This is a genomic window from Streptomyces abyssomicinicus (genome assembly GCF_008974245.1).
GTDB classification, from domain to species: Bacteria; Actinomycetota; Actinomycetes; order Streptomycetales; family Streptomycetaceae; genus Streptomyces; species Streptomyces abyssomicinicus.
In genome coordinates this window covers 60,278-82,055 of sequence record NZ_BBZI01000015.1, presented here as the reverse complement: position 1 = coordinate 82,055, position 21,778 = coordinate 60,278, and the positions used below count along the sequence as shown (strand labels likewise).

Annotated in this window: 20 protein-coding genes and 2 pseudogenes; 1 reads left to right on the top strand and 21 read right to left on the bottom strand. The window is 73.3% G+C overall.

What is annotated here, in order from left to right; genetic code table 11:
* Positions 1 to 244: 244 nt before the first annotated feature.
* From GBN72_RS31990 to GBN72_RS31905, 17 genes and pseudogenes are all read right to left on the bottom strand, one after another.
* Entirely contained in the window at positions 245 to 823 is a 579-nt protein-coding gene (locus tag GBN72_RS31990; protein ID WP_151775478.1) for a TetR/AcrR family transcriptional regulator, read from the bottom strand.
* An 87-nt stretch (positions 824 to 910) separates the two neighbouring features.
* Positions 911 to 1,750, bottom strand: a complete 840-nt coding sequence (gene whiG / locus GBN72_RS31985) for an RNA polymerase sigma factor WhiG (protein WP_151775477.1) — start codon at positions 1,748 to 1,750, stop codon at positions 911 to 913.
* 261 nt (positions 1,751 to 2,011) lie between these two features.
* The gene (gene dprA / locus GBN72_RS31980) at positions 2,012 to 3,190 is read right to left on the bottom strand and encodes a DNA-processing protein DprA (protein WP_246213034.1); all 1,179 of its coding nucleotides are present in this window, start codon (positions 3,188 to 3,190) and stop codon (positions 2,012 to 2,014) included.
* A 266-nt stretch (positions 3,191 to 3,456) separates the two neighbouring features.
* The gene (locus GBN72_RS31975; protein WP_151775476.1) at positions 3,457 to 5,076 is read right to left on the bottom strand and encodes a YifB family Mg chelatase-like AAA ATPase; all 1,620 of its coding nucleotides are present in this window, start codon (positions 5,074 to 5,076) and stop codon (positions 3,457 to 3,459) included.
* A gap of 1 nt (position 5,077) precedes the next feature.
* Positions 5,078 to 5,458, bottom strand: a pseudogene (locus GBN72_RS31970) (YraN family protein); the annotation flags it as partial.
* 428 nt (positions 5,459 to 5,886) lie between these two features.
* Entirely contained in the window at positions 5,887 to 6,195 is a 309-nt protein-coding gene (locus tag GBN72_RS31965) for a DUF2469 domain-containing protein (RefSeq protein WP_108954178.1), read from the bottom strand.
* A 56-nt stretch (positions 6,196 to 6,251) separates the two neighbouring features.
* Complete coding sequence (locus tag GBN72_RS31960; protein ID WP_151775475.1) at positions 6,252 to 6,746, bottom strand: NUDIX hydrolase; 495 nt, start codon at positions 6,744 to 6,746, stop codon at positions 6,252 to 6,254.
* Positions 6,739 to 7,521 (bottom strand): signal peptidase I, encoded by a 783-nt coding sequence (gene lepB, locus GBN72_RS31955; protein WP_151775474.1) that lies wholly within the window; start codon positions 7,519 to 7,521, stop codon positions 6,739 to 6,741. The genes GBN72_RS31960 and lepB (GBN72_RS31955) overlap by 8 nt, the downstream gene beginning before the upstream one ends.
* 334 nt (positions 7,522 to 7,855) lie before the next feature.
* Positions 7,856 to 8,710 (bottom strand): signal peptidase I, encoded by an 855-nt coding sequence (gene lepB, locus GBN72_RS31950; RefSeq protein WP_164540999.1) that lies wholly within the window; start codon positions 8,708 to 8,710, stop codon positions 7,856 to 7,858.
* Positions 8,619 to 9,691: pseudogene (gene lepB, locus GBN72_RS31940) on the bottom strand (signal peptidase I); the annotation flags it as partial. The gene lepB (GBN72_RS31950) and the pseudogene lepB (GBN72_RS31940), both read right to left, overlap by 92 nt.
* Positions 9,684 to 10,403, bottom strand: coding sequence for a signal peptidase I (lepB, locus tag GBN72_RS31935; protein WP_151775471.1), 720 nt, complete (start codon positions 10,401 to 10,403; stop codon positions 9,684 to 9,686). The pseudogene lepB (GBN72_RS31940) and the gene lepB (GBN72_RS31935), both read right to left, overlap by 8 nt.
* A 45-nt stretch (positions 10,404 to 10,448) precedes the next feature.
* Positions 10,449 to 10,799, bottom strand: a complete 351-nt coding sequence (gene rplS, locus GBN72_RS31930) for a 50S ribosomal protein L19 (RefSeq protein ID WP_020138756.1) — start codon at positions 10,797 to 10,799, stop codon at positions 10,449 to 10,451.
* A gap of 136 nt (positions 10,800 to 10,935) precedes the next feature.
* Complete coding sequence (gene trmD / locus GBN72_RS31925; protein ID WP_151775470.1) at positions 10,936 to 11,769, bottom strand: tRNA (guanosine(37)-N1)-methyltransferase TrmD; 834 nt, start codon at positions 11,767 to 11,769, stop codon at positions 10,936 to 10,938.
* Positions 11,769 to 12,428, bottom strand: coding sequence for a ribosome maturation factor RimM (gene rimM / locus GBN72_RS31920; RefSeq protein WP_151775469.1), 660 nt, complete (start codon positions 12,426 to 12,428; stop codon positions 11,769 to 11,771). The genes trmD and rimM overlap by 1 nt, the downstream gene beginning before the upstream one ends.
* Before the next feature lie 178 nt (positions 12,429 to 12,606).
* On the bottom strand, positions 12,607 to 12,846 hold the full coding sequence (locus GBN72_RS31915) for an RNA-binding protein (RefSeq protein WP_151775468.1): 240 nt from the start codon (positions 12,844 to 12,846) through the stop codon (positions 12,607 to 12,609).
* A gap of 2 nt (positions 12,847 to 12,848) precedes the next feature.
* Positions 12,849 to 13,277, bottom strand: coding sequence for a 30S ribosomal protein S16 (gene rpsP / locus GBN72_RS31910; RefSeq protein WP_151775467.1), 429 nt, complete (start codon positions 13,275 to 13,277; stop codon positions 12,849 to 12,851).
* 242 nt (positions 13,278 to 13,519) lie between these two features.
* Positions 13,520 to 14,119 carry a hypothetical protein gene (locus GBN72_RS31905; protein WP_151775466.1) on the bottom strand — a complete coding sequence of 200 codons (600 nt, stop codon included), beginning with the start codon at positions 14,117 to 14,119 and terminating at the stop codon, positions 13,520 to 13,522.
* Positions 14,120 to 14,666: 547 nt separating this feature from the next.
* Between GBN72_RS31905 and GBN72_RS31900 the strand changes: the two genes are divergently transcribed.
* Complete coding sequence (locus GBN72_RS31900) at positions 14,667 to 15,518, top strand: SAM-dependent methyltransferase (protein ID WP_151775465.1); 852 nt, start codon at positions 14,667 to 14,669, stop codon at positions 15,516 to 15,518.
* Positions 15,519 to 15,602: 84 nt separating this feature from the next.
* Here the strand turns inward: GBN72_RS31900 and ffh are convergent, their stop codons facing one another.
* The 4 genes from ffh to GBN72_RS31880 all read right to left on the bottom strand — a co-directional run bounded on the left by ffh (position 15,603) and on the right by GBN72_RS31880 (position 21,755).
* Positions 15,603 to 17,153, bottom strand: a complete 1,551-nt coding sequence (gene ffh, locus GBN72_RS31895) for a signal recognition particle protein (RefSeq protein ID WP_151775464.1) — start codon at positions 17,151 to 17,153, stop codon at positions 15,603 to 15,605.
* A gap of 337 nt (positions 17,154 to 17,490) precedes the next feature.
* Positions 17,491 to 19,956: a [protein-PII] uridylyltransferase gene (locus GBN72_RS31890; protein ID WP_151775463.1), complete on the bottom strand. Its 2,466-nt coding sequence runs from the start codon at positions 19,954 to 19,956 to the stop codon at positions 17,491 to 17,493.
* A 138-nt stretch (positions 19,957 to 20,094) separates the two neighbouring features.
* Positions 20,095 to 20,433, bottom strand: a complete 339-nt coding sequence (locus GBN72_RS31885) for a P-II family nitrogen regulator (protein WP_108954190.1) — start codon at positions 20,431 to 20,433, stop codon at positions 20,095 to 20,097.
* Complete coding sequence (locus GBN72_RS31880; RefSeq protein ID WP_151775462.1) at positions 20,430 to 21,755, bottom strand: ammonium transporter; 1,326 nt, start codon at positions 21,753 to 21,755, stop codon at positions 20,430 to 20,432. The genes GBN72_RS31885 and GBN72_RS31880 overlap by 4 nt, the downstream gene beginning before the upstream one ends.
* Positions 21,756 to 21,778 lie beyond the last annotated feature (23 nt).

Genomic DNA, 21,778 nt, shown 5'->3' with positions numbered 1-21,778 from the left:
AGGCATCGGGACCCGAACCCGGGAGCTCGGACAACGCAGGCACAGGCACGGGCGCTCGGACCTGAGAACCCAGGCATCACAGGCGCAGGCATCGGGACCCGAACCCGGGAGCTCGGACAACGCCGGCACAGGCACCGGGGCTCGGACCCGGGGAACCCAGGCATCGCAGGCACAGGCGTCGGGGGTCGACCGTCGAGGGATCAGGCGTCGCGGTGCAGGTATCGGCGGCCGGGAGGTCGAGGGCTCAGGCGTCGGGGGCCGCGTCCGCGCCCAGGACGCCTCGCAGGGCCATGTCCACCGCCGCGGCGGTGATCTCCTCCGGATCCTCCGCCGCTCCCAGCTCGATCCGCCGGACCGCCGCGTCCACGACCCCCTGCAGCAGCATCGCCGCGAGCCGCGGCTGCCGGTGGCCCAGTTCCCGCAGGGCGCCGCCCAGCATCGTCACCAGCCCACCGTGCGCGGCGCGGATCTTCTCCCGGGCCCCTTCGTCCAGCTCCCCCGCGGAGATGGCCACGACCGCCCGGTGCCGCCGGTCCCCGACCAGCGCGAGCTGCTGCCGCACATAGGCCTCGACCTTCCCGGCCGGGCCCTCCACCGCCGCCATCGCGGCCTCGACCTCGGCCGCCCAGACGGGGAAGTCGACCTCGCAGAGTTCCTCGACCACCGCCGCACGGGAGCGGAAGTACTCGTAGACGGACGACCGCGCCAGCCCCGTCCGTTCGGCGAGCGCGGGGAAGGTCAGCGCCTCCGTACCGCCCTCGGACAGCAGGGACCGCGCGGCGTCCAGCAGTGCGGCCCGCTGCATCGACCTGTGCTCGGCCACCGAGGCCGCTCGAATCCTTGGCACATCACCACTCTACGGAGGGACGGCGGTGAAGGCGCCGCCCACCCACCCGCTCCGGGGGAACCGTCAGCGCCCGAAACTCGCCAGCTTGGCCCTGAGCTGCAGCACCGACTTGGTGTGGATCTGGCTGACCCGGCTCTCCGTCACCCCGAGCACGTTGCCGATCTCCGCGAGGGTCAGGCCCTCGTAGTAGTACAGCGTGACCACCGTCTTCTCGCGGTCCGGCAGCATGTTGATGGCCCGCGCCAGCAGACGCCGCAGCTCACGGTCCTCGGCCACCTCGACCGGGTCGTCGGCGGCGGTGTCCTCCAGGGTCTCCATCAGGCTCATCCGGCCGCCGCCCTCGCCGCCCCCGTGCAGGACCTCCTCCAGGGCGACCACGTTGGCGAGCGAGAGCTGGCTGAAGACGGCGTGCAGTTCCTCGACGGTGATGCCCATCTCCCCGGCCACCTCGGCCTCGGCCGGAGTCCGCCTCAGGCGCGCCTCCAGCGTGGCGTAGGCGCGCTCCACGTTCCGCGCCTTCTGCCGCACGGAGCGCGGGATCCAGTCCAGGGCCCGCAGCTCGTCGATCATCGCGCCCCGGATCCGGGTGATCGCGTACGTCTCGAACTTGATCTCCCGCTCGACGTCGAACTTCTCGATGGCGTCGATCAGCCCGAAGACACCGGAGGAGACGAAGTCGGCCTGCTCGACGTTGGACGGCAGCCCCACGCTCACCCGGCCGGCGACGTATTTGACCAGGGGCGAGTAGTGCAGGATGAGCTGTTCCCGCAGCCGCTCGTCCCCGGTCGCCTTGTAGGTCCGCCACAGCTCGTCGACGGTCGAGGGAGCGGGAGGCCGCACGCTGCCCCGGGCCGCGGGGGTGACCGCCGCCGCCCGGTCGGGCCCGGAGGTGTGCTGGGGCATTCGTCGCCTTGTGCCGTTCTGCCGTGGTACCGGTCTCGCGCTCCGGCGCACCTGAGCGCCGGGGATCCTCGTGAGCGTAGCGCGACTGGAGCATCGCAGTCCGTGAAGGACGAACCGGTATCTATCCGCAGATACGTTCCTCTGGCACCCGTCCGGCGGCCGTCCGGAGCCCTGGCCCTCACCCGGCGTGACCACCCGGAAGGCCCAACTCCGGGTATCCGCAAGGGCGTCGGGGACCACCCGGACGGCCGAGCGCTCTCCTCACGGCGGCCCGGCGCCGGCGCGCGCCGACATCACCGCATGGCGTGTCAACTGCCATCCGTCGCCGTGTCGTTCGACATGACCGAGCGAGCGGAGTTCATAGAGCCTGGCGACCGCGTCGTCCGGCGTGGTGGCCGCCTCCCGGGCGATCTCCGCGACCGGGGCGACACCCCGGGCGGGCAGCGCGTCCAGGACCCGGCGGACGTCGGCCCGCAGCAGGTCACGGGGCAGGAACGGGCCTTCCGGTGTCTCCTTCAGCTCCCCCATCGCCCCCACCAGTTCGACGACCTCTGCGGCGTCGGTCACCAGTACCGCCTCCTCCCGCAGCAGCTGGTGCACGCCGGTGGAGAGCCCACTGGTGACCGGGCCGGGGACCCCCATGGTGAAGCGGCCGAGCCGACGCGCCGCCCGGGCCGTGGACAGCGATCCGCTGCGGCGCGCGGCCTCGACGACCACCGTGCCCCGGGTGAGCGCGGCGATCACCCGGTTGCGGAGCACGAAGCGGGACGGCGTGGGGTGGTCGCCCGGGGGCAACTCCCCGATGACGAGGCCCTGTTCCGCGATCCTGCCGAACAGCCTGGCGTGTCCGCGCGGGTAGGGCCGGTCCACCCCGCAGGCCAGCACGGCCACGGTGGCCCCACCCGCCCCCAGCGCGCCCCGGTGCGCGGCCCCGTCGATCCCGTACGCCCCGCCGGAGACCACCACCCAGCCCCGCTCCGCGAGTTCGGCGGCCAGCCCGGCCGCGACGTGGGCGCCGTACGGGGTGCAGGCGCGGGCGCCGACCACGGCGACCGACCGGAGCGCCCACATCCGCAGACTGGGCCGTCCGCGGATCCACAGGCCGATCGGCCGGGCGTCGCCCAGGTCGTCGAGCTGGCTGGGCCACTCGGGCTCGCCGGGCACAACGAATCTCGCCCCGTTCTCCGCCGCGGCGGCGAGGTCGCGCCCCGGGTCGGCGGCGGCCGCCCGCGCGCACAGTCCGGCCCAGCGTCCGGCCCTGACCCCGGCGAGGGGCCGGTCACCCGCCCGCAGCCGCCGGACCAGGTCCGCGGGCCCGAGCTCCCGTACCCAGCGTCCACCCACTTCGTCACCGGGCTCCAGCACCCGGGTGAGCCAGGCCCGCGCCACCCTTTCCTCCGGCCCGGGCGCCTCCGGTCCGGGCGCCTCCGGTCTGGACACCTCCGGTCCGGGCACCTCCACCCGGGCGGTCGGCGGGACCTGCGGAGTCAGGGACCCGGCCTCGGCCTCAGCCCCGGCTCCGAACCCTGCCGCGGCCCCAGCCCCGGTCCCGGCTCCGGCCTCGGTCCCGGTCCCGGTCCCGGCAACGGTCCCCGTCCCGATCCCGGTCTCCGCCCCGGCCGCGGCCCCGGCCCCGCAGAGGGCGAGTTGCTCGCCGGCCCCCGCCTCCGCCTTCCCGCGGTGCGGCGGCGGCACCGCCTCCCCGTTCACACCAGCTCCCCGATCGTCATGGCGGCGCCCAGCTGGCACCCGGTACGCAGTTCGACCGCGAAGGCGACGTCCTGGGCGTCGGGGCGGTCGTGGCCCACCAGGTCGGCCACCGTCCAGGCCACCCGCAGCACCCGGTCCAGGCCCCGCGCGGTGAGCGTGCCGCGCTCCAGGAGACGCTCCGCGCGCTCCATGGCGCCCGGAGCGGCCTGCCAGCGGCCCCGTAGTTCCCGGCCGGGAACCTCGCAGTTGGTCCGCCAGGGCGTCCCGGCCAGCCGGGCCGAGGCCCGGGCCCGCGCGGCCCGCACGCGGGCGGCGACGGTCGCCGAGGACTCCCCGCCGGTTCCTCGCGCGGCCAGCTCCGAGCGGGTGACCGGCCCGACCTCCACCCGGAGGTCGACCCGGTCCAGCAGGGGCCCGGAGATCCGCGCCTGGTAGCGCCGCACCGAGTGGGGCGAGCACTCACAGGCCTCGTCATGGCGGGAGAACCGCCCGCAGGGGCAGGGGTTCGCGGCCAGCACCATCAGGCATTTGGCCGGAAACCGCACCACTCCCTCGCTCCGCGCGATCACCACGTGCCCGGACTCCAGGGGCTGCCGAAGCGCGTCCAGCGCCGTCCTGCTGAATTCCGGCGCCTCGTCGAGGAAGAGGACTCCCCGATGGGCCAGCGACACGGCGCCGGGCCGCGCGGTTCCCTTGCCGCCGCCCACCAGAGCCTGCATGGTGGCCGAGTGGTGCGGGGCGCAGTAGGGCGGCCGGTCGATCAGCGGCCGGCCCGGCGGCAGCAGTCCGGCCACCGAGTGGACGGCCGTGACCTCCAGGGACTCCTGGCGCCCCAGTGGCGGCAGCAGCGTCGGCAGCCGCTCGGCCAGCATGGTCTTGCCGGTCCCCGGCGGCCCGGAGAGGAACAGATGGTGCCCTCCGGCGGCGGCCACCTCCAGGGCGGCCCTCGCCCGCAGCCCTCCCGCGACGTCGGCCAGGTCGTACTCCTGCTCGCAGGGGGCTCCGGCGGACACCCCCACGGCCGCCGCGGCGCCGGGCAGCCGCAGACCGGCCAGCATCGGGTCCGGACGGCCCTCCGCCGCCGTCTCCTCCTCCGGCACCGGCGCGTCCGTCAGCACGGCGATCAGCTGCCGCAGGCTGCGGACGCCCAGCACCGAGACACCGGGCACCAGACCCGCCTCCGTCGCCGCGCACTCGGGGACGACCACCTGCTGGTATCCGGCCTCGGCGGCGGCCAGCACCACCGGCAGGACCCCCCGCACCGGCCGGACCCGCCCGTCCAGCCCCAGCTCGCCGATCATCACGAGCTCGGCCAGCACACCGGGGTCGATCAGTTCCGCCGCGCCCAGCACGGCACAGGCGACGGCCAGGTCGAACCCACTGCCTCCCTTGGGCACAGAGGCCGGGCTGAGGCCCACGGTGAGCTTCTTCTGCGGCCAGGCCGCCCCCGAGTTGACCACCGCCGCCCGCACCCGGTCACGGCTCTCGCTGAGGCTCTTGTCGGGCAGGCCCACCAGCGTGAACGCGGCGACGCCCGGTTCCAGGTCGGCCTGCACCTCGACCATTACGCCCTCGGCGCCGACCAGCGCCACCGAGCAGGTGCGCGCGAAGCCCATCTCAGGCCACCCCCCGCACGTGCTCGACCAGGGGCGCGCCACGGCGCGGCAGCAGCACGCCGACCAGGTCGATGCGCACCCCGCCCGGTGGCGCTCCGCCGTGTTCCTGGACCCACCGTTCGGCCAGACCACGCAACCTGGCGGCCTTGGCGGGTGTCACGGCCGCCATCGGATGCTCGAAGACGGCCTCTCCGGCCACCGGCGCACGGCGGGTCTTCACCTCGCACACCACCACCGCGTCGCCGTCCCGCGCGACGATGTCGATCTCGCCCGTGCGGCCACCCCGCCAGTTGCGGTCCAGCACCGTCATCCCGGCCTCGGTCAGACGCCGCGCGGCCAGTGCCTCACCCCATGCTCCGAGCGCTCCGCGCGCCCCGCCACCACGGGCGGTCGCGCCGCTCCCGCGCCTGCCCGTCCCATGCCCGCCGCCCGGCCCGGGAGTCCGCTCCGGCCCGGGACCCTGGCCCGGCCCGGAGCGCCGGTCCCGCTCGGACGGTGCCCCTCGGCCTCGCTCCCCGCCTCGCCCCGGCTCACCATCTCGACCCGGCCCCGGGCCCTGCCGCGGCTCGGAACCTCGTCCCGGATCCGGGCGGCTGCGCCCCGGCTCCGGTCCCCGCTCCTCTCCCCGGTCCACCCCGCGGACCGCCTGTCCGTCCGTACGTCGTGCGCCCATCCGGCACCACCTCCGGAGCCCACGATGGGCCGGTGCGGAGAACCGTGTGGATCTTGGTGGAGGAACGTCCGCGACACGAAAGAAGCCTCACCCTTTCGGGTGAGGCTTCGCGCCCGCGCTCGGCGGTTGTCCACAGGTCAGCCGCCCGGGAGCTCCAGATCCGTCTTGTTGAGCTCCTCGATGTTCACGTCCTTGAAGGTGAGGACACGTACCTTCTTGACGAAGCGGGCCGGCCGGTACATGTCCCAGACCCAGGCGTCGGCCATGGTGACCTCGAAGAAGACCTCGCCCTGGACGGAGTGCACCTGCATGTCGTAGTCGTTGGTGAGATAGAACCGGCGTTCGGTCTCGATCACGTAGGTGAACAGTCCGACGACGTCTCGGTACTCCCGGTAGAGCTTCAGCTCCATCTCGGTCTCGTACTTCTCGAGGTCCTCGGCGCTCATGGCATGTTCCCCTTCAGCCGTGCGGTCCCACCATTGTGCGTCAGTCCCACGAGCCCCTAGGCGATTTCCGGCGCAAGGGTCTCCGGCCCGGCGGGGGGACCTTCGTCGAGCAGCCTGCGCAGCAGCCCGGCGAGTCCCCTGGGATACACCGTCTCATGCGACCGCCCGAGTTCCCCACACGTCCACCACCGCGCTTCGGCGAAAGTCGGGCGTTCCAGAACGACCGGCCCGATCCGGCCGGCCCCGCTCCGATCACCCCTGACCAGGCAGTACCACTCGTCGCTGTCCCACAGCCGACCGGCCCGGCGGAAGACCACCCGCTGCCGCCAGAGCAGCGGGCCCGCCTCGACGCCGGTGATCCCGGTCTCCTCGGCCAGCTCGCGCAGGGCGGCCCCGGCCGGCGTCTCGCCGGGCTCGACGCCCCCGCCGGGCATCGCCCAGTGGTCGCCCTCCCCGTGGCCGCGCAGCAGCAGGATCCGGTCGTCGGGGTCCAGCACGACGACCCGCACCACGGAGCGCGGCACGGCCCGCCCGGTCGGCGCCTCAGCCACCGGCCCGGGCTGTTCCCCGCCGCCGGGTCAGTAGGCCCGCGACGGGCCCGTAGGCCGCTCCGGCGAAGATCAGCAGAGCCCCGGCCACCGCCAGGGTCACCTGGGTGCGCAGCGGACCCGGCACGGAGGGTTCGTCACCGACCGCCCGGAAGCCGGTGGCGGGCTCCAGCATGCCGTCCATCGGCCACGCCACGGCGTCCACGCGCCCCTTCACCGCGTTCCGGGAGACGGTGCCCGCGGCCTTCTCGGCGAGGTGCGCGGTGGAGTCCAGGGAGCCGGTGCGGTCGTCGCCCAGCAGGAACAGCCGGCCTTCGGGAACGGTGACCTCGGAGAAGGAGGCCATGGCCGCGAACGGGTCGTCCCCGGTGTACGGCTCGTCGATCCGCTTGCCGTTCACGGTGAGCCCGCCCCCGGCGCAGCAGGAGACGGTGTCGCCGCCGACCGCGACCACGCGCTTGATCAGTGGGGCGTCCGCCCACTCCTCCTGCTCGAAGACCACGACGTCGCCGCGTCGCACCTCGGAGCCGTCCACCCGTTCGGCGAGCACCCGGTCGCCGGCGGCGATGGTGGGGTGCATGGACGGCGTGGGCACGGTGAACGGCACGTAGACCAGGGCGGCCCAGCCGAAGCCGCCGAGGAACAGCACCGTGCCCAGGGCGACCACCAGGCCCGACAGCCGCTGCCCCAGCCGGCCGCCGGGCGGCCTGCCGCTCGTGCCGCCGGCGCCGTCGCCGCCCCTCGTCACGGCCGTTTCGGTACCGCTCTCCCTGCCCATGGCCCCGCACCCTACCCGGCGGTACGAGACCTTGGCAGCCCCCCGGCGACCGGCCCGCGCCGACGGCCCGGACGACGGCGGCAGGCCCGCGGCACCGGGCCACCACGACACCCTCGGCACCGGGCCACCGGGCCGCCACGACAGCGGCACCCGTCGACGGCACACGACGACGGCCCGCCCCCGCACCGCGGGAAGGACTCCACCGCGGGAGGAACGGGCCGTTCGGCGGGAAGGCCCGGCGGCCCCGGCCGCCCGGCCGGGGGAGGGCGGGTCACCCGGAGGCGCGAGCCGTGCTCCCGCCCGAGAAGCGCGGGCGCGGGCCGTGCCCGGTCCCCTACTTGTTCAGCGCGGGCTGGTCGAAGGTCTCCGGCACGGGCAGGGTGCCCCAGCGGTTGATCGGCCACGCCTTCACCACGGCCCGGCCGACGACGTCCTCCACGGGCACCATGCCCTTGTGGGGGTCGTCCTGGTTGTAGCGGGAGTCCCGGCTGTTCTGCCGGTGGTCGCCCATCACCCACAGGTAGCCCTCGGGCACCTTGACCTTGAACTGGCCGGTCTCGTCGGCGCTGCAGGGAGTGTTGCCCGGGAAGACGTAGGGCTCGTCGAGCGCCACGCCGTTGACCACCAGCTTGCCGGTGCCCCGGCACTCCACGGTGTCCCCGCCGACGCCCACCACGCGCTTGATCAGGTCGCGCTCCTCGGAGGACGGCATCAGGCCGACCCAGGTCAGGACCTTCTGGAAGGCGTTGGGCTCCTCCACCGGCTGGCCCGCCAGCCAGTTGGCGGGGTCGTGGAAGACGATCACCTCGCCGCGCTCGGGCTCCGCGCCGAACCACGGGGTCAGTTTGTCGACCAGCACCCGGTCCCCGCGCTGCAGCGTGTTCTGCATGGAGTCCGAGGGGATGGAGAACGCCTGCAGCAGGAACGTCTTGATCAGCAGCGCCAGGACCAGCGCGATCACGACGAGCAGCGGCAGCTCCTTCCAGAACGACCGCATCTGCTGGTTGGAGCGGCCTCGCCCCGACGCCCTGCCGCCGCCCTCACCCGGGGCGCCGTCGGCCGGGCCGCTCCCCTCGGGGTCGCTCTCGGGCGCAACACCCTCGCCCCGGTCCTGCGGGTCCGGCTCCGCGGAACGCCTCCGCCACCCGTCGCCGCCACCGGAACGTGCGCCAACCGCCGCATCCCCCACAAGAACTCCTCACTCCGTACCGCCGCCCGCCCGCTGCCCGGCGCGGGCCCACCACTCCCTTAACGAGCGGGAGTTCCCCAGGGCTCGGGACTTACCGGAATCCGTCATTCGTCATCCGTCGTCCGTCTCGGCCGACCGGCCGGCCCCGGGGTGCTGCCACCCTATGCGAGCCGCGGCCCGCGGCGCCTACCCCCCGTCCGGCGGCCGGACGGACGAGAAGGTCTCGGGGGTGCTCAGACGCGCCCAGTGGCCGACGGGCCAGGCCACGGCGACCGCCCGGCCCACCACCAGGTCCTCGGAGACGGCGCCGCCGTACTGCCCGTCCTGGTGCTCGCGGGAGTCGGCGGACTGCGAGCGGTGGTCTCCCATCACCCACAAGCTCCCCTTCGGCACCGTCACCTCGAACCGCTTCACGGAGGCCTCGTCACCCGGATACAGGTAGTCCTCCTCGTCCAGCGGGACGCCGTTCACGGTCAGTCTTCCGTCGGTGTCGCAGCAGACCACCCGGTCGCCGCCGACGGCTATCACCCGCTTGATCAGGTCCTGCTCGTCGGCCGAGGGCAGCACGCCCACGAAGGCCAGCCCGTCCTTGATCCCCCGGGTCACCGCGGACTCGTCGGCGAGATCGGCGATCTCCTCCTGCCGGAGCCAGCCGCCGGGGTCGCGGAAGACCACCACGTCGCCCCGTTCCGGCTTCGACCCGAACCACGGGGAAAGCTTGTCCACGACCACCCGGTCGCCGATCCGGATGGTCTGTTCCATCGACCCGGAGGGGATCACGAAGGCCTGGAACAGGAAGGTCTTGAGCAGCAGCGCGATCAGCAGCGCCACGCCGCCCAGCAGGGGTATCTCCTTGAGGACCGCCCGCCGCCGCCTGCGCTGCACCCGGCGGCGCAGCCTGCGCCGTTCCGCGCGACCCGGCGGGCGCCCGACGCCGTCGCCCTCCCGGTCCGCCTCCCGGGAACGCCCCCGCCTACCCATGCGTCCCGTCCCCCGCGGGCACGCCGCCGTAGGCGCCGGACCGCTCGATCCGCGTCCACCTCCCGGCGGGCCAGACGATCCAGTCGGCCCGCCCGGTGACGTCCTCCACCGGCACCATGCCCCCTCCCGGAGAGCCCAGGTGGTCCCTGGAGTCGCTCGACGCGGCGCGGTGGTCGCCCAGCACGAAGAGCTTGCCGTCGGGCACCACCACGTCGAACGGGACCGCCGACGGGGCGTCGCCGTCCAGGAAACCCGACTCGTCCACCGACCGGCCGTTGATCCGCAGCCGTCCGTCCCGGTCGCAGCAGACCACCCGGTCACCGCCGACGCCCGCCACCCGTTTCACGAAGTGGCCGTCGCCGAACCGCTCGGTGCCGTCGAAGACCACCACGTCCCCGCGGGCGGGCCCGCCGCCGAGCCGGTACGCCAGCTTGTTCACCAGCACCCGGTCACCGATCCGCAGGCCCGGCTCCATGGACGAGCTGGGGATCTGGAAGGGCTGGGCCACGAACAGCGTGGTCAGCAGGAGGAAGAGGACGCAGGCCACCCCGGTGAGCGTGAAACTGCCGCCCGGAAGCCAGTCCCGTGATCGCTGGAAGCCCCTGACGACAGCGAAGCGCGACCGCTCCCCGCCCTCCCGCGGCCGAGGGGATTCCTCGGCGGCGGGAAGGGAGGAGCGGTCGCGCTCCGGATGCTGTGCTTCGGTGTCCATAGGGGGCAGATGCTATCCGTCCCCCGCAGGCGCACCGGCGCGAACTCAGTTGTCGCGCTTCTCCTTGATCTTCGCGGCCTTGCCGCGCAGCTCACGGAGGTAGTACAGCTTGGCGCGACGCACGTCACCGCGGGTGACCAGCTCGATCTTCTCGACGATCGGGGTGTGCACCGGGAAGGTGCGCTCGACGCCGACGGAGAACGAGACCTTGCGGACCGTGAAGGTCTCGCGGACACCGGCGCCCTGGCGGCGGATGACGACGCCCTTGAACTGCTGCACACGAGAGCGGTTGCCCTCGATGACGCGGACGTGGACGTTGACGGTGTCACCCGGGCGGAAGGCCGGGATGTCGCTGCGCAGCGACGCGGCGTCGACGGAGTCGAGCAGGTGAGACATTTCGTCTGCTTTCTTCGCTGATGCCACAGGCCATCAACGGGAACTAGGTTTCATCAAGAGAGCGTCGCCGTGACCGGGTCGCCGCGTCGTGTCCCCCTGTGGCAGGGGCGCGCGCCGGGCCACGCACAACAGCCGCCTATTCTTCCACGTCTTCGACGCGGCGCCAAAACCGCCCGGACCGCTCGCCCTCCGGATCGGGCGCCCAGCCGAGGATGGAGAGCATCTCGCGGTCCTTCTTGTCGAAGGCCGCGGGCGCGGTGCGCTCGATCAGGTCGGGCCGGTGGGCGGTGGTGCGGCGCAGCGCCTCGTCGCGGCGCCAGCGGGCGATCTTCCCGTGGTGGCCGCTGAGCAGCACCTCGGGGATCCCGCGTCCGCGCCACACGGGCGGCTTGGTGTGGACGGGGCCCTCCAGCAGGTTGGCCATGGCGCCCGGGGCGAAGGAGTCGTCGCGGTGCGACTCGGCGTTGCCCAGCACGCCCGGCAGCAGGCGGGCCACCGCCTCGGTGACCACCAGCACGGCGGCCTCGCCGCCGGCCAGCACGTAGTCGCCGATGGACACCTCGTACACCGGCATGCGGGTGGCGTACTCGTCGATCACCCGGCGGTCGATGCCCTCGTAGCGGGCCGGGGTGAAGACCAGCCAGGGCCGCTCGGAGAGTTCGACGGCGAGTTCCTGGGTGAACGGGCGTCCGCTGGGGGTGGGGACCACCAGCACCGGTCCGCGGGCGCCGGCCTCGTAGCCGTCGGCGAGGATCTCGTCGAGCGCGTCGCCCCAAGGCTCGGTCTTCATGACCATGCCGGGGCCGCCGCCGTACGGGGTGTCGTCGACGGTGTTGTGCCGGTCGTAGGTCCAGTCCCGCAGGTCGTGGACGCCGACCTGGAGCTGCCCGCGGGCGCGCGCCTTGCCCACGAGCGAGACGTTCAGCGGTTCCAGGTACTCCGGGAAGATGGTGACGACGTCGAGACGCATCAGGCCTGGTCCCGCTTCGGCTCGTCGTCGGAGGAGCCGCCGTCGGTGGCGCGCCCCTCGGCCGGATCCGCGGCGCCGGGATCCTCCGGCTCCGTGCCGGCGGCCTCGGCCGCTTCCTCCGCGGCCTGGCGGGCCGAGGCGATCTCGGCGCGGTCGTCGATCAGGCCGGGCGGCGGATCGATGACGGCACGCTGCTCCTCCAGGTCGATCTCCACGACGATCTCCTGCACGAACGGCACGTAGACCTCGCTGCCGTCAGGACGCTCGACCACGAACAGGTCCTGCGAGGGCAGGTGCGAGATCTCGGTGATCCGCCCGACCTCGGCGCCGTCGACGGTCACCACGTCCAGGTCCATCAGCTGGTGGTCGTAGTACTCGTCCTCCTCCTCGGGCAGCTCCTCCGGGTCGACGTCCGCGATCAGGAGGATGTTGCGCAGCGCCTCGGCGCCGGTGCGGTCGCGCACGCCCTCGAAGCGCAGGAGCAGCCGGCCGCTGTGCACCCGGCCCGTCTCGATGGTCAGGGGACCGGCCGAGGGCGGGTCGGTGGCCAGGACGGCGCCGGGCGCGAGCCGCAGCTCCGGCTCGTCCGTACGTACCTCGACGGTGACGTCGCCCTTGATGCCGTGGGCGCGGCCGATCCGTGCGACTACCAGCTGCACTGTGCTTGCTCTCCTGATCGGGGACTGCGGATGACCGGAACTGTGGTGCCCGGGGTGCGTCGACACCGGCCGCGGGGGACGGGAACGACCTGGGCCGCGCGACGACGCGGGTCGCGCAACGACCGCGGGCCGGGGACGGCCCTGAGGCCGTCCCCGGCCCGAGCCGGTGTTGCGTGTGTCAGCGGACGTCGTCCACGTCGACCAGGTCGACGCGGATGCCGCGACCGCCGATGGCGCCCACGACGGTACGCAGGGCGCGTGCGGTGCGACCGTTACGGCCGATCACCTTGCCGAGGTCGTCCGGGTGGACCCGGACCTCGAGCACGCGTCCGCGACGCAGGTCGCGCGAGGCGACCTGCACATCGTCAGGGTTGTCGACGATGCCCTTCACGAGGTGCTCGAGAGCCTCCTCGAGCATGCTCAGGCCTCGGTCGACTCAGCCGGAGCGGACTCGGCGGCGGCCTCGTCCTTCTTCTCGGCCTTCTTCTTCTGGGTGATGGCCTCGCCCTTGCCCTCGTCGTCACCGCCGAGAGCCTCGAAGGACGGACGCGCGGGCTTCTCGGCACGCTGCAGCAGCGGCGCCGGGGCGGGCTCGCCCTTGAACTTCTGCCAGTCGCCGGTCTTCTTGAGGATGGCGAGAACCGGCTCGGTCGGCTGGGCGCCGACGGAGAGCCAGTACGCGACACGCTCGGCGTCGACCTCCATCACCGACGGGTTGTACGTCGGGTGGTACTTGCCGATCTCCTCGATCGCCCGGCCGTCACGGCGGGTACGGCTGTCGGCGACGACGATGCGGTAGTGAGGCGAACGGATCTTGCCCAGACGCTTCAGCTTGATCTTGACTGCCACGGGAGTGGAATCTCCTGGAATTGACGTGGTGGGGCGCGACGGGAAGCCGCGTGGGGTTGCGGCACCGAGTGCCCGATGGACGCGTCAGCCGGAGGAGAGAGGGGTCCTGTGCGACTGTCGAGTACAGCTGGCCATTCTGCCACACGACCGGCCATGGATCCGAACGGGGGCATACGGGGGCCGCGCAGGGCCGGCGTCCACGATGCGCCGGCTCCGCGCGGCACCTCCGCCGCCTCGGCCGCTCAGCTCGCCGCGGCCAGCGGCTCGGGCTCGGGAATCCGGAAGGGCTTCCCGCAGCCCCCGCAGACGATCGGCGCCTGCGCCAGGACGGACGGAACGACGCGCACGTTGCGTCCGCAGTCGCAGACGGCCTTGACCCGCACACCTCCTCCCGACGACCCGTGCCGGGCCGCGGGTCCCCGGAAGGTGCCGGCCGTGTCCGACGCCACCGCAGCGTCGTGCGCCTTGAGCGCACGCTGCAGCCGGTCGATCGTGGGCCGGTACCGGCGCTTCGCGTCGGGCTTGAGCGTGACCAGCGAGAAGCCGCTGCTGGGATGCGGCTCCTCCGGATGGTCGAGCCCGAGCTCCTCGGCGATCGCCAGGAACCTGCGGTTGTGGTAGCGGCCGGCCCGCGAGGTGTCGCGGATACCGCGGGCGGCGGCGATGCCATGGACTGCCTCGTGGAGGAGTCGCTCGAAGGAGAGCTCGTGTCCGCAGGCGGACGACGACTCCCCGATCAGTGATTCGGGCGCGGCCAAGTCAGGAAGCTCGGGATGGTGCCGTTGGATGTCGGCCCATGCCTGCGCCAGCTCGGCGGCGAGAACAGGTGGTGTCGTGCTCACGTAATGACAACGACGCCGGAGCCCTCTGTGTTCCTATTCCGGGCCATCCCAAATAATTTGCACGTACCCGTCAGTTCAGTCTGATGCGTCCGGACGAGGACGGGTGCGCTGATCTGCGCAGAAGCCTGACGTCTCGTCACAAGCCGGTACGTAGTCGCACGTACGCACCCGGCGGTACCGGCGCACGATGCGCCGCCCACGCCCCCGCGCACACCACAGGTTGGCGCGATTCCGACGTGATCGTGAGGTTATACCCCGTAGCGCCGGGTCCTGCCGCCGGGGTCCCGTCCCGGGATGTCCCGCCTTTCACGACGCGCGACGGCCGTCTCCGGTTGCCCCGGCGGTTACCGGTATGTGAAATCTCGCCGTATACGCCCGCATCCGGCATTGCGGTGTCCACATGCCCTGGACGGCGCGGCGTCGACGCAGTTATCTGGCATACGGGGGGAAGCCGGGGCACACCACGGCGCCGGCGCTGCGCGCACGACGGCCACCACGGACGGCCGGACAGACAGGCGGCAACTCTTCGGCGATTGGGGCGCTCCACATGACATCCACTCTCGTACGACGTCACCCTCCCCTTGCGGCCCGCATCAGGGAGGCGGACCCGCGGACCCGGGCCCGCGACTGGTCCGAGATCCAGGAGCGCATGCTCGTCCCGCTCTACGAGGCCGTCCACGAGCGGCTGGGCGTGGGCCCCGGCACCCGACTGCTGGGGCTGGGCTGCGGCTCCGGGCTGGCGCTGCTGATGGCGGCGGGGCGGGGTGCCGACGTCACCGGCGTGGAACCGGACTCACCCGAACGGCTCAACCTGGCACGGGAACGGCTGACGGCGGACGCCGACGGGGTGAGCGGTGGCGTGGGCGGCGGCGTGACCCGGCTGGCGGAACGGGCGCCCGCCCGGACGGACGCGTACACGGTGGTGACCGCGCTGGAGCCGGTCGGCTGCCTCACCGGCGACGACGACGCCCTGGTGGCCCGGCTGCGGGAGGCCGCGCCGCTCGCGCGGCGGGGCGCGGCGGTGGTGCTGGCCGGGTGGGGACCCCCCGAGCGGTGCGCCACCGCGACGGTGCTGCGGGCCGCGGCTCGGCCGGCCGAGCCCTCCCCGCACCCGGGACACTGGCGGCCGACCGGCCGGGACGACCTGGAGGACGTCGCCCGGCGGGCCGGTCTGGTCCCCGACGGTTCCGGCCGGGTCTCGTGCCCGTTCGGCTACGCCGGGATCGACAGCGCGGTGCGGGGACTGTGGTCGACCGGCCTCTTCGACGCGGCGGCGGCCGCCACGGACCACACCCAGGTCGACAAGGAACTCCGCGAGGCCCTGCACCCCTACGTCCGCGCGGACGGCACGGTCTGGATGCCCAACGTCTTCCGCTATCTCGTCGCCCGCACCCGGTAGCGCCGGCACGCCCCGCGCGACGCGAGAGCCGGGCGGCCCCCGCAGTGGGGGCGCACCCGGCTCGGCGTCGGTCGGACGGCCTCGTCAGCCCATGAACTTCTTGAACTCGTCGGGGAGCTCGAAGTCCTTGGAGCCCTGCTGGGGCAGGCCGAAGGCGTTGCCGCCCTGCGCCGCGGCCTCGCGCCGCTGGGCCTCCTCCAGCTCCTGCTGCCGGCGCTTCATCGGGTTGCCGGAGCGCTGCTTGCCCTTGGCCTTCTTCTGCTGCTTCTTCTGCCGGCCCGGACCGCCGCCCATGCCGGGCACCCCCGGCATGCCCGGCATGCCGCCGCCCTGGGCCATCCGCGACATCATCTTGCGCGCTTCGAGGAACCGCTCGATCAGGTTCTTCACCGCGCTGACCTCGACACCCGAACCCCGGGCGATACGGGCCCGGCGGGATCCGTTGATGATCAGCGGGTCGGTGCGCTCGGCCGGGGTCATCGACTTGATGATCGCGGCAGTGCGGTCGACCTCACGCTCGTCGAGGTTGTTGATCTGGTCCTTGATCTGACCCATGCCCGGGAGCATGCCGAGAAGCTTGGAGATCGACCCCATCTTCCTGACCTGCTCCATCTGGGACAGGAAGTCGTCGAGGGTGAACTCCTGGCCCTTCTTGGAGGCCAGCTTGGAGGCCATCTTCTCGGCCTCGGCCTGGTCGAACGTCTTCTCCGCCTGCTCGATCAGGGTGAGCAGGTCACCCATGTCGAGGATGCGGGAGGCCATCCGGTCAGGGTGGAAGGCGTCGAAGTCCTCGAGCTTCTCACCGTTCGACGCGAACATGATCGGCTTGCCGGTGATCGAGGCGATCGACAGCGCGGCACCGCCTCGGGCGTCACCGTCGAGCTTGGAGAGCACCACGCCGTCGAAGCCGACGCCGTCGCGGAAGGCCTCGGCGGTGTTCACCGCGTCCTGGCCGATCATCGCGTCGACGACGAAGAGGATCTCGTCGGGCGAGACGGCGTCCCGGATGTCGGCGGCCTGCTGCATCATCTCGGCGTCGATACCGAGGCGGCCGGCGGTGTCCACGACCACGATGTCGTGGACCTTGGTCCGCGCGAAGTCGATGGAGTCCTTGGCCACCTTCACCGGGTCGCCGACGCCGTTGCCCGGCTCCGGCGCGTAGACGGCGACACCGGCGCGCTCGGCGACCACGCTGAGCTGGTTCACGGCGTTGGGGCGCTGGAGGTCGGCGGCGACGAGAAGCGGGGAGTGTCCCTGGTCCTTCAGCCACTTGCCGAGCTTGCCCGCGAGGGTGGTCTTGCCGGCGCCCTGGAGGCCGGCGAGCATGATCACGGTCGGCGGGTTCTTGGCGAACCGCAGGCGGCGGGTCTCGCCACCGAGGATGGTGACCAGCTCGTCGTTGACGATCTTGATGACCTGCTGGGCGGGGTTCAGGGCCTTCGAGACCTCGGCACCGAGGGCCCGCTCCTTGACGCTCTTGATGAAGGAGCGCACGACCGGCAGTGCGACGTCCGCCTCGAGGAGCGCGATACGGATCTCGCGGGCCGTGGCGTCGATGTCCGCCTCGGTGAGCCGGCCTTTCCCGCGGAGGTTTTTGAAAGTCGCGCTGAGGCGGTCGGAGAGGGTATCGAACACGGCGCTCGTCGGTCCTCGGTGTCGGGGGCGGATGAATGTGGTGTCCAGGGTATCTGGCCCGGACCGCTGCCGGTCCCTGCCGGTCGCGAACGGCCCGGCCCGCGAGGCCTCACGTCGCCGCGCGCCGCGCACCGGCCGGCCCGTGCGCGCCCCGCACCGGCGGCCCGGCGGTCCACTCCACCGGCCCCGGGAACCGTGGTGCCCCGCACCTCACCCCGCACCTCGGCGTCCGCGGGCACGGCCCGGGCGGACGGCACCGCCGTGCCCCCCGACCCGCCCTTGCGGCATGCCCCGGCCTCCCGCGGCGTCGCGGGCGGGCCGGGGAGGGCAGGGGGTGTCAGCCCTCCCGCAGTGTGCTCTCCAGGGCCTGGGCGACCGCTGACGCCTCCGCGTCGGGCAGCGGCGCGCCCTTCGCGTCGGTGACGTAGAAGCTGTCGACCACGTTGGCCCCCAGCGTGCTGACGTGCGCGCTGCGCACCCGCACGCCCGCCGTCTCCAGCGCGCGGCCGATCCGGTGCAGCAGCCCCGGCGCGTCGTGGGCGCGGACCTCGATGACCGTGGCGTGCCGGGACGCCGCGCCCGCGACCGTCACCCGCGGCGGCGCCGCGACCCCGCCGCGCCGTCGGGGGTAGGCGGCGTCCCGCTCGGCGAGCCGGGCCGCGATGTCCAGCGAGCCGTCCAGCGCCCGGACCAGGTCGGCGCGGAGCCGGGCGGCCTGCGGCAGGGCGCCGTACTCCGCGGCCACCCGCCAGTCGAGCAGCAGCACGGACGGTCCGGCGGCGGCGATGTCCGGCAGTTCCAGCGGCCGCAGCTCCGCCGTGCGCACGGTCAGCCGGTGCATGGCGAGCACACCGGCCACGGCGGGCAGCACCCCGCCCCGTTCGGGCACCGCGATCCGCAGTTCCACGCCGAGCGGTTCGGGCTGTTCCGGTGCGCTCGCCCCCTCCGCCGCGTCCTCCTCGCCGGGCTGGGCCCGCAGCACCAGGACCGGCCCCCCGGTGACGACCGCCTCGACCGCGAGCCGTTCCTGCTCTGCGGTGGGGGCCGCCTCCGGCGGGTCGGCGGGCGCGTCGCCGGCCAGCGCGGCGGCGACCCGCCGGACCAGGTCGGCGACGAGTGAGGCCCGCCAGGACGACCAGGCGGCAGGCCCGGTGGCGAGGGCGTCGGCCTCGGTGAGGGCGTGCAGCAGTTCCAGCGTGGCCGGCGAACCGACGGCGTCGGCGACGAGCTGGATGGTGGCCGGGTCGTCGAGGTCGCGCCGGGTCGCGGTCTCCACCAGGAGCAGGTGGTGGCGGACGAGCGCGGCCAGCACGGCGACGTCCTGCCGGTCGAAGCCGATCCGGGCGGCGACGTCCTTGACGATGGTCTCGCCGGCCACCGAGTGGTCGCCCGGCCAGCCCTTGCCGATGTCGTGCAGCAGCGCGGCGACCAGCAGCAGGTCGGGGCGGCCGACCCGACGGATGTTCCGCGAGGCCCGGACCGCGGTCTCGATCAGGTGCCGGTCGACGGTCCAGAGGTGGACGGCGTTGCGCTGCGGACGGCAGCGGACGCGTTCCCAGTCGGGCAGCAGCCGGGTGATCAGCCCTTCGGCCTCCAGGGCGTCCCACACGTCGACGGTGGCGGGCCCGGAGCCGAGCAGCGTCACCAGTTGCTCGCGTGCCTCGGCCGGCCAGGGCACCGGCATCGGCGCGGTGTCGGCGGCCAGCCGCCGTACGGCGTGCAGCGACAGCGGCAGGCCCGCCTCGGCGGCCGCGGCGGCGGCGCGCAGCGGGAGGACGGGGTCGCGGTCGGGGCGGGCGGCGCGGGCCAGCACCACCTCGCCGTCCTGTTCCACGACGCCCTCGGCGAGCGGGGTGCGTTCCGGCGCGGGCCGGCCGCCGCCGATCAGGGAGCGCAGTCGGGGCCGTGCGGAGCGGGCCCGCAGCACCCGGCCGACCTCGCGCCAGGTGACGTCGCCGGCGTAGGAGATGACGCGGGCCGCCTCGTAGACCTGGCGCAGCAGGATGTCGGCGTCGAGCAGGCCGAGACGGGCGGCGACCTGGTCCTGTTCCTGGAGGGAGAGGCGGTCGGTGGCGCGCCCGGTGGTCAGGTGGAGGGCGTCGCGGACGTCGAGGAGGGTGCGGCGGGCGGCGTCCAGGCCCTCGCGCGGGGCGTCCGCCAGCCAGGAGGCGGCGACGGCGCGCAGCACGGTCGCGTCGCGCAGGCCACCGTGGGCCTCCTTGAGGTCGGGTTCGAGGAGGAACCGCAGTTCGCCGGCGCGATGGGCGCGGTCGGCGCACAGGTCGCGGAGTTCGGGGAGGCGCCGGGGGGCCTGGTTGCGCCAGTCGGCGAGGACGGCGGTGCGCAGCCCGGTGGTGAGGGTGAGGTCGCCGGCCAGGTGACGGGCGTCGAGCAGGCCGAGCTGGACCTTGAGGTCGTCGGCAGCGGTCTTGCCGGCCTCGGCGGGGGTGCGGACGGAGTGGTCGAGGGCGAGGCCGAGATCCCAGACGGGGTACCAGAGGCGGTCGGCCACGGCGGCGACGGCGTCCGGGTCGGAGCCGTCGTGCAGGAGCAGCAGGTCGAGGTCGCTCCGGGGGCAGAGTTCCCCGCGGCCGTAGCCGCCGACGGCGACCAGGGCCAGGCCGCGGGCGGCGGGCGCGGCGGCGGCGAAGAGGCCGGCCAGCCAGCGGTCGGTGAGCTGGGAGAGCGTCCTGCGGCGGGAGGGCCCGGACCGGGCCTCCTCCTGGAGGAGGCCCAGCCGGGCCGCCGCGTAGCCGCCGGGTCCCGAGTCCTCGGTCTCTTCACGCGTGTCCGTGCTCGTCACCCGGCGACTCCTGTTCCTCTGCCTGCCTTGCGGGGGCGTCCCTTGCGGCGGGTCCGTCGCGGTGCGGATCCCTTGCGGGGGCCCGTCGCGGAGGATTCCGTGCGACGGGCCCCGTGGCGGATCGGTGCGGCGGATCCCTTACAGGGCGTCCGGTCCGCGCTCGCCGGTGCGCACGCGGACGGCTGTCTCGACGGGGACCGCCCAGACCTTGCCGTCACCGATCTTGCCGGTGCGGGCGGCGCTGACCACGACCTCGATGAGCTGGTCGGCGTCCGCGTCGTCCACCAGAACCTCTATGCGGATCTTGGGGACCAGGTCGACGGTGTACTCGGCGCCCCGGTAGACCTCGGTGTGGCCGCGCTGACGGCCGTAGCCGCTGGCCTCGGTGACGGTGAGGCCGTGCACTCCGAAGGCCTGGAGGGCTTCCTTGATCTCGTCGAGCTTGTGCGGCTTGACGACCGCGGTGATCAGCTTCATGCGTCAACCTTGTTGCTCTCGGCACGGGCGGGGACGGTGGGCTTGGCGGAGCTGCTGCCGACGCCGCTGAAGTCGTAGGCGGTCTCGGCGTGCTCGGCCTGGTCGATGCCGGAGATCTCCTGCTCCTCGTCGACCCTCATCCCGATGGTCTTGTGGATCAGCAGGGCGAGGACGGCGGAGGCGACCAGGGAGTAGGCGAGGACGCCGAAGACACCGGCCGCCTGCTTCCAGAGCTGGTCCAGGCCGCCGCCGTAGAAGAGGCCGGCCACCTCGGACTGGCCCTTGCCGGTGGCGAAGAGGCCGATCAGCAGCGAGCCGACGATACCGCCGACCAGGTGGACGCCGACGACGTCGAGCGAGTCGTCGTAGTTCAGCTTGTACTTCAGGCCCACGGCCATGGCGCAGAGCACACCGGCGATGACACCGATGGCGATGGCGCCGATCGGGGAGACCGCGCCGCCCGCCGGGGTGATGGCGACCAGGCCGGCGACCGCGCCGGAGGCGGCGCCCAGGGTGGTGCACGCGCCGTGGCGGACCTTTTCGTAGACGAGCCAGGCGAGGACGGCCGCGCCGGTGGCGACCTGGGTGTTGACGAACATCAGCGCGCCGACGCCGTCGCTGTTGCCGAGCCAGGAGCCGGCGTTGAAGCCGAACCAGCCGAACCAGAGGAGACCGGCGCCGAGCATGACCAGCGGCATGCTGTGCGGCCGCATCGGGTCCTTCTTGAAGCCGGCGCGCTTGCCGATGACCAGGATCACGCCGAGTGCCGCGGCGCCCGCGTTGATGTGGACGGCGGTACCGCCCGCGAAGTCGATCACTCCGAGCTCGAAGGCCCAGCCGCCGGTGCCCCAGACCCAGTGGGCGACCGGGAAGTAGACGACGCTGACCCAGAGCACGACGAACAGGGACCAGGCGGCGAACTTGACCCGGTCGGCGAGGGCGCCGCTGATCAGGGCCGGGGTGAGGACGGCGAACATCAGCTGGAACACGGCGAACACCAGGGTGGGAATGGTGTACCCGCTCCAGACCTCGGCCTTGTCGATGCCACTGAGGCCGACGTAGTCGGAGTCCCAGCCGATGAGGCTGCCGGTGTCGGTGCCGAAGGCGAGGGAGAAGCCGTACAGCACCCACAGGACGGTGACGATCCCGAGGCTGATGAAGGACATCATCAGCATGTTCAGGGCGCTCTTGACCCGGACCATGCCTCCGTAGAAGAAGGCCAGACCCGGGGTCATGAGCATCACCAGGGCGGAACAGATGAGCATGAAGCCTGTGTCGGCCGACGAAATCTCGTCAGCCGCAAAGGTGATGGCTGGTGCCATCGGCGTCTCCTCGTCGTGGGTCG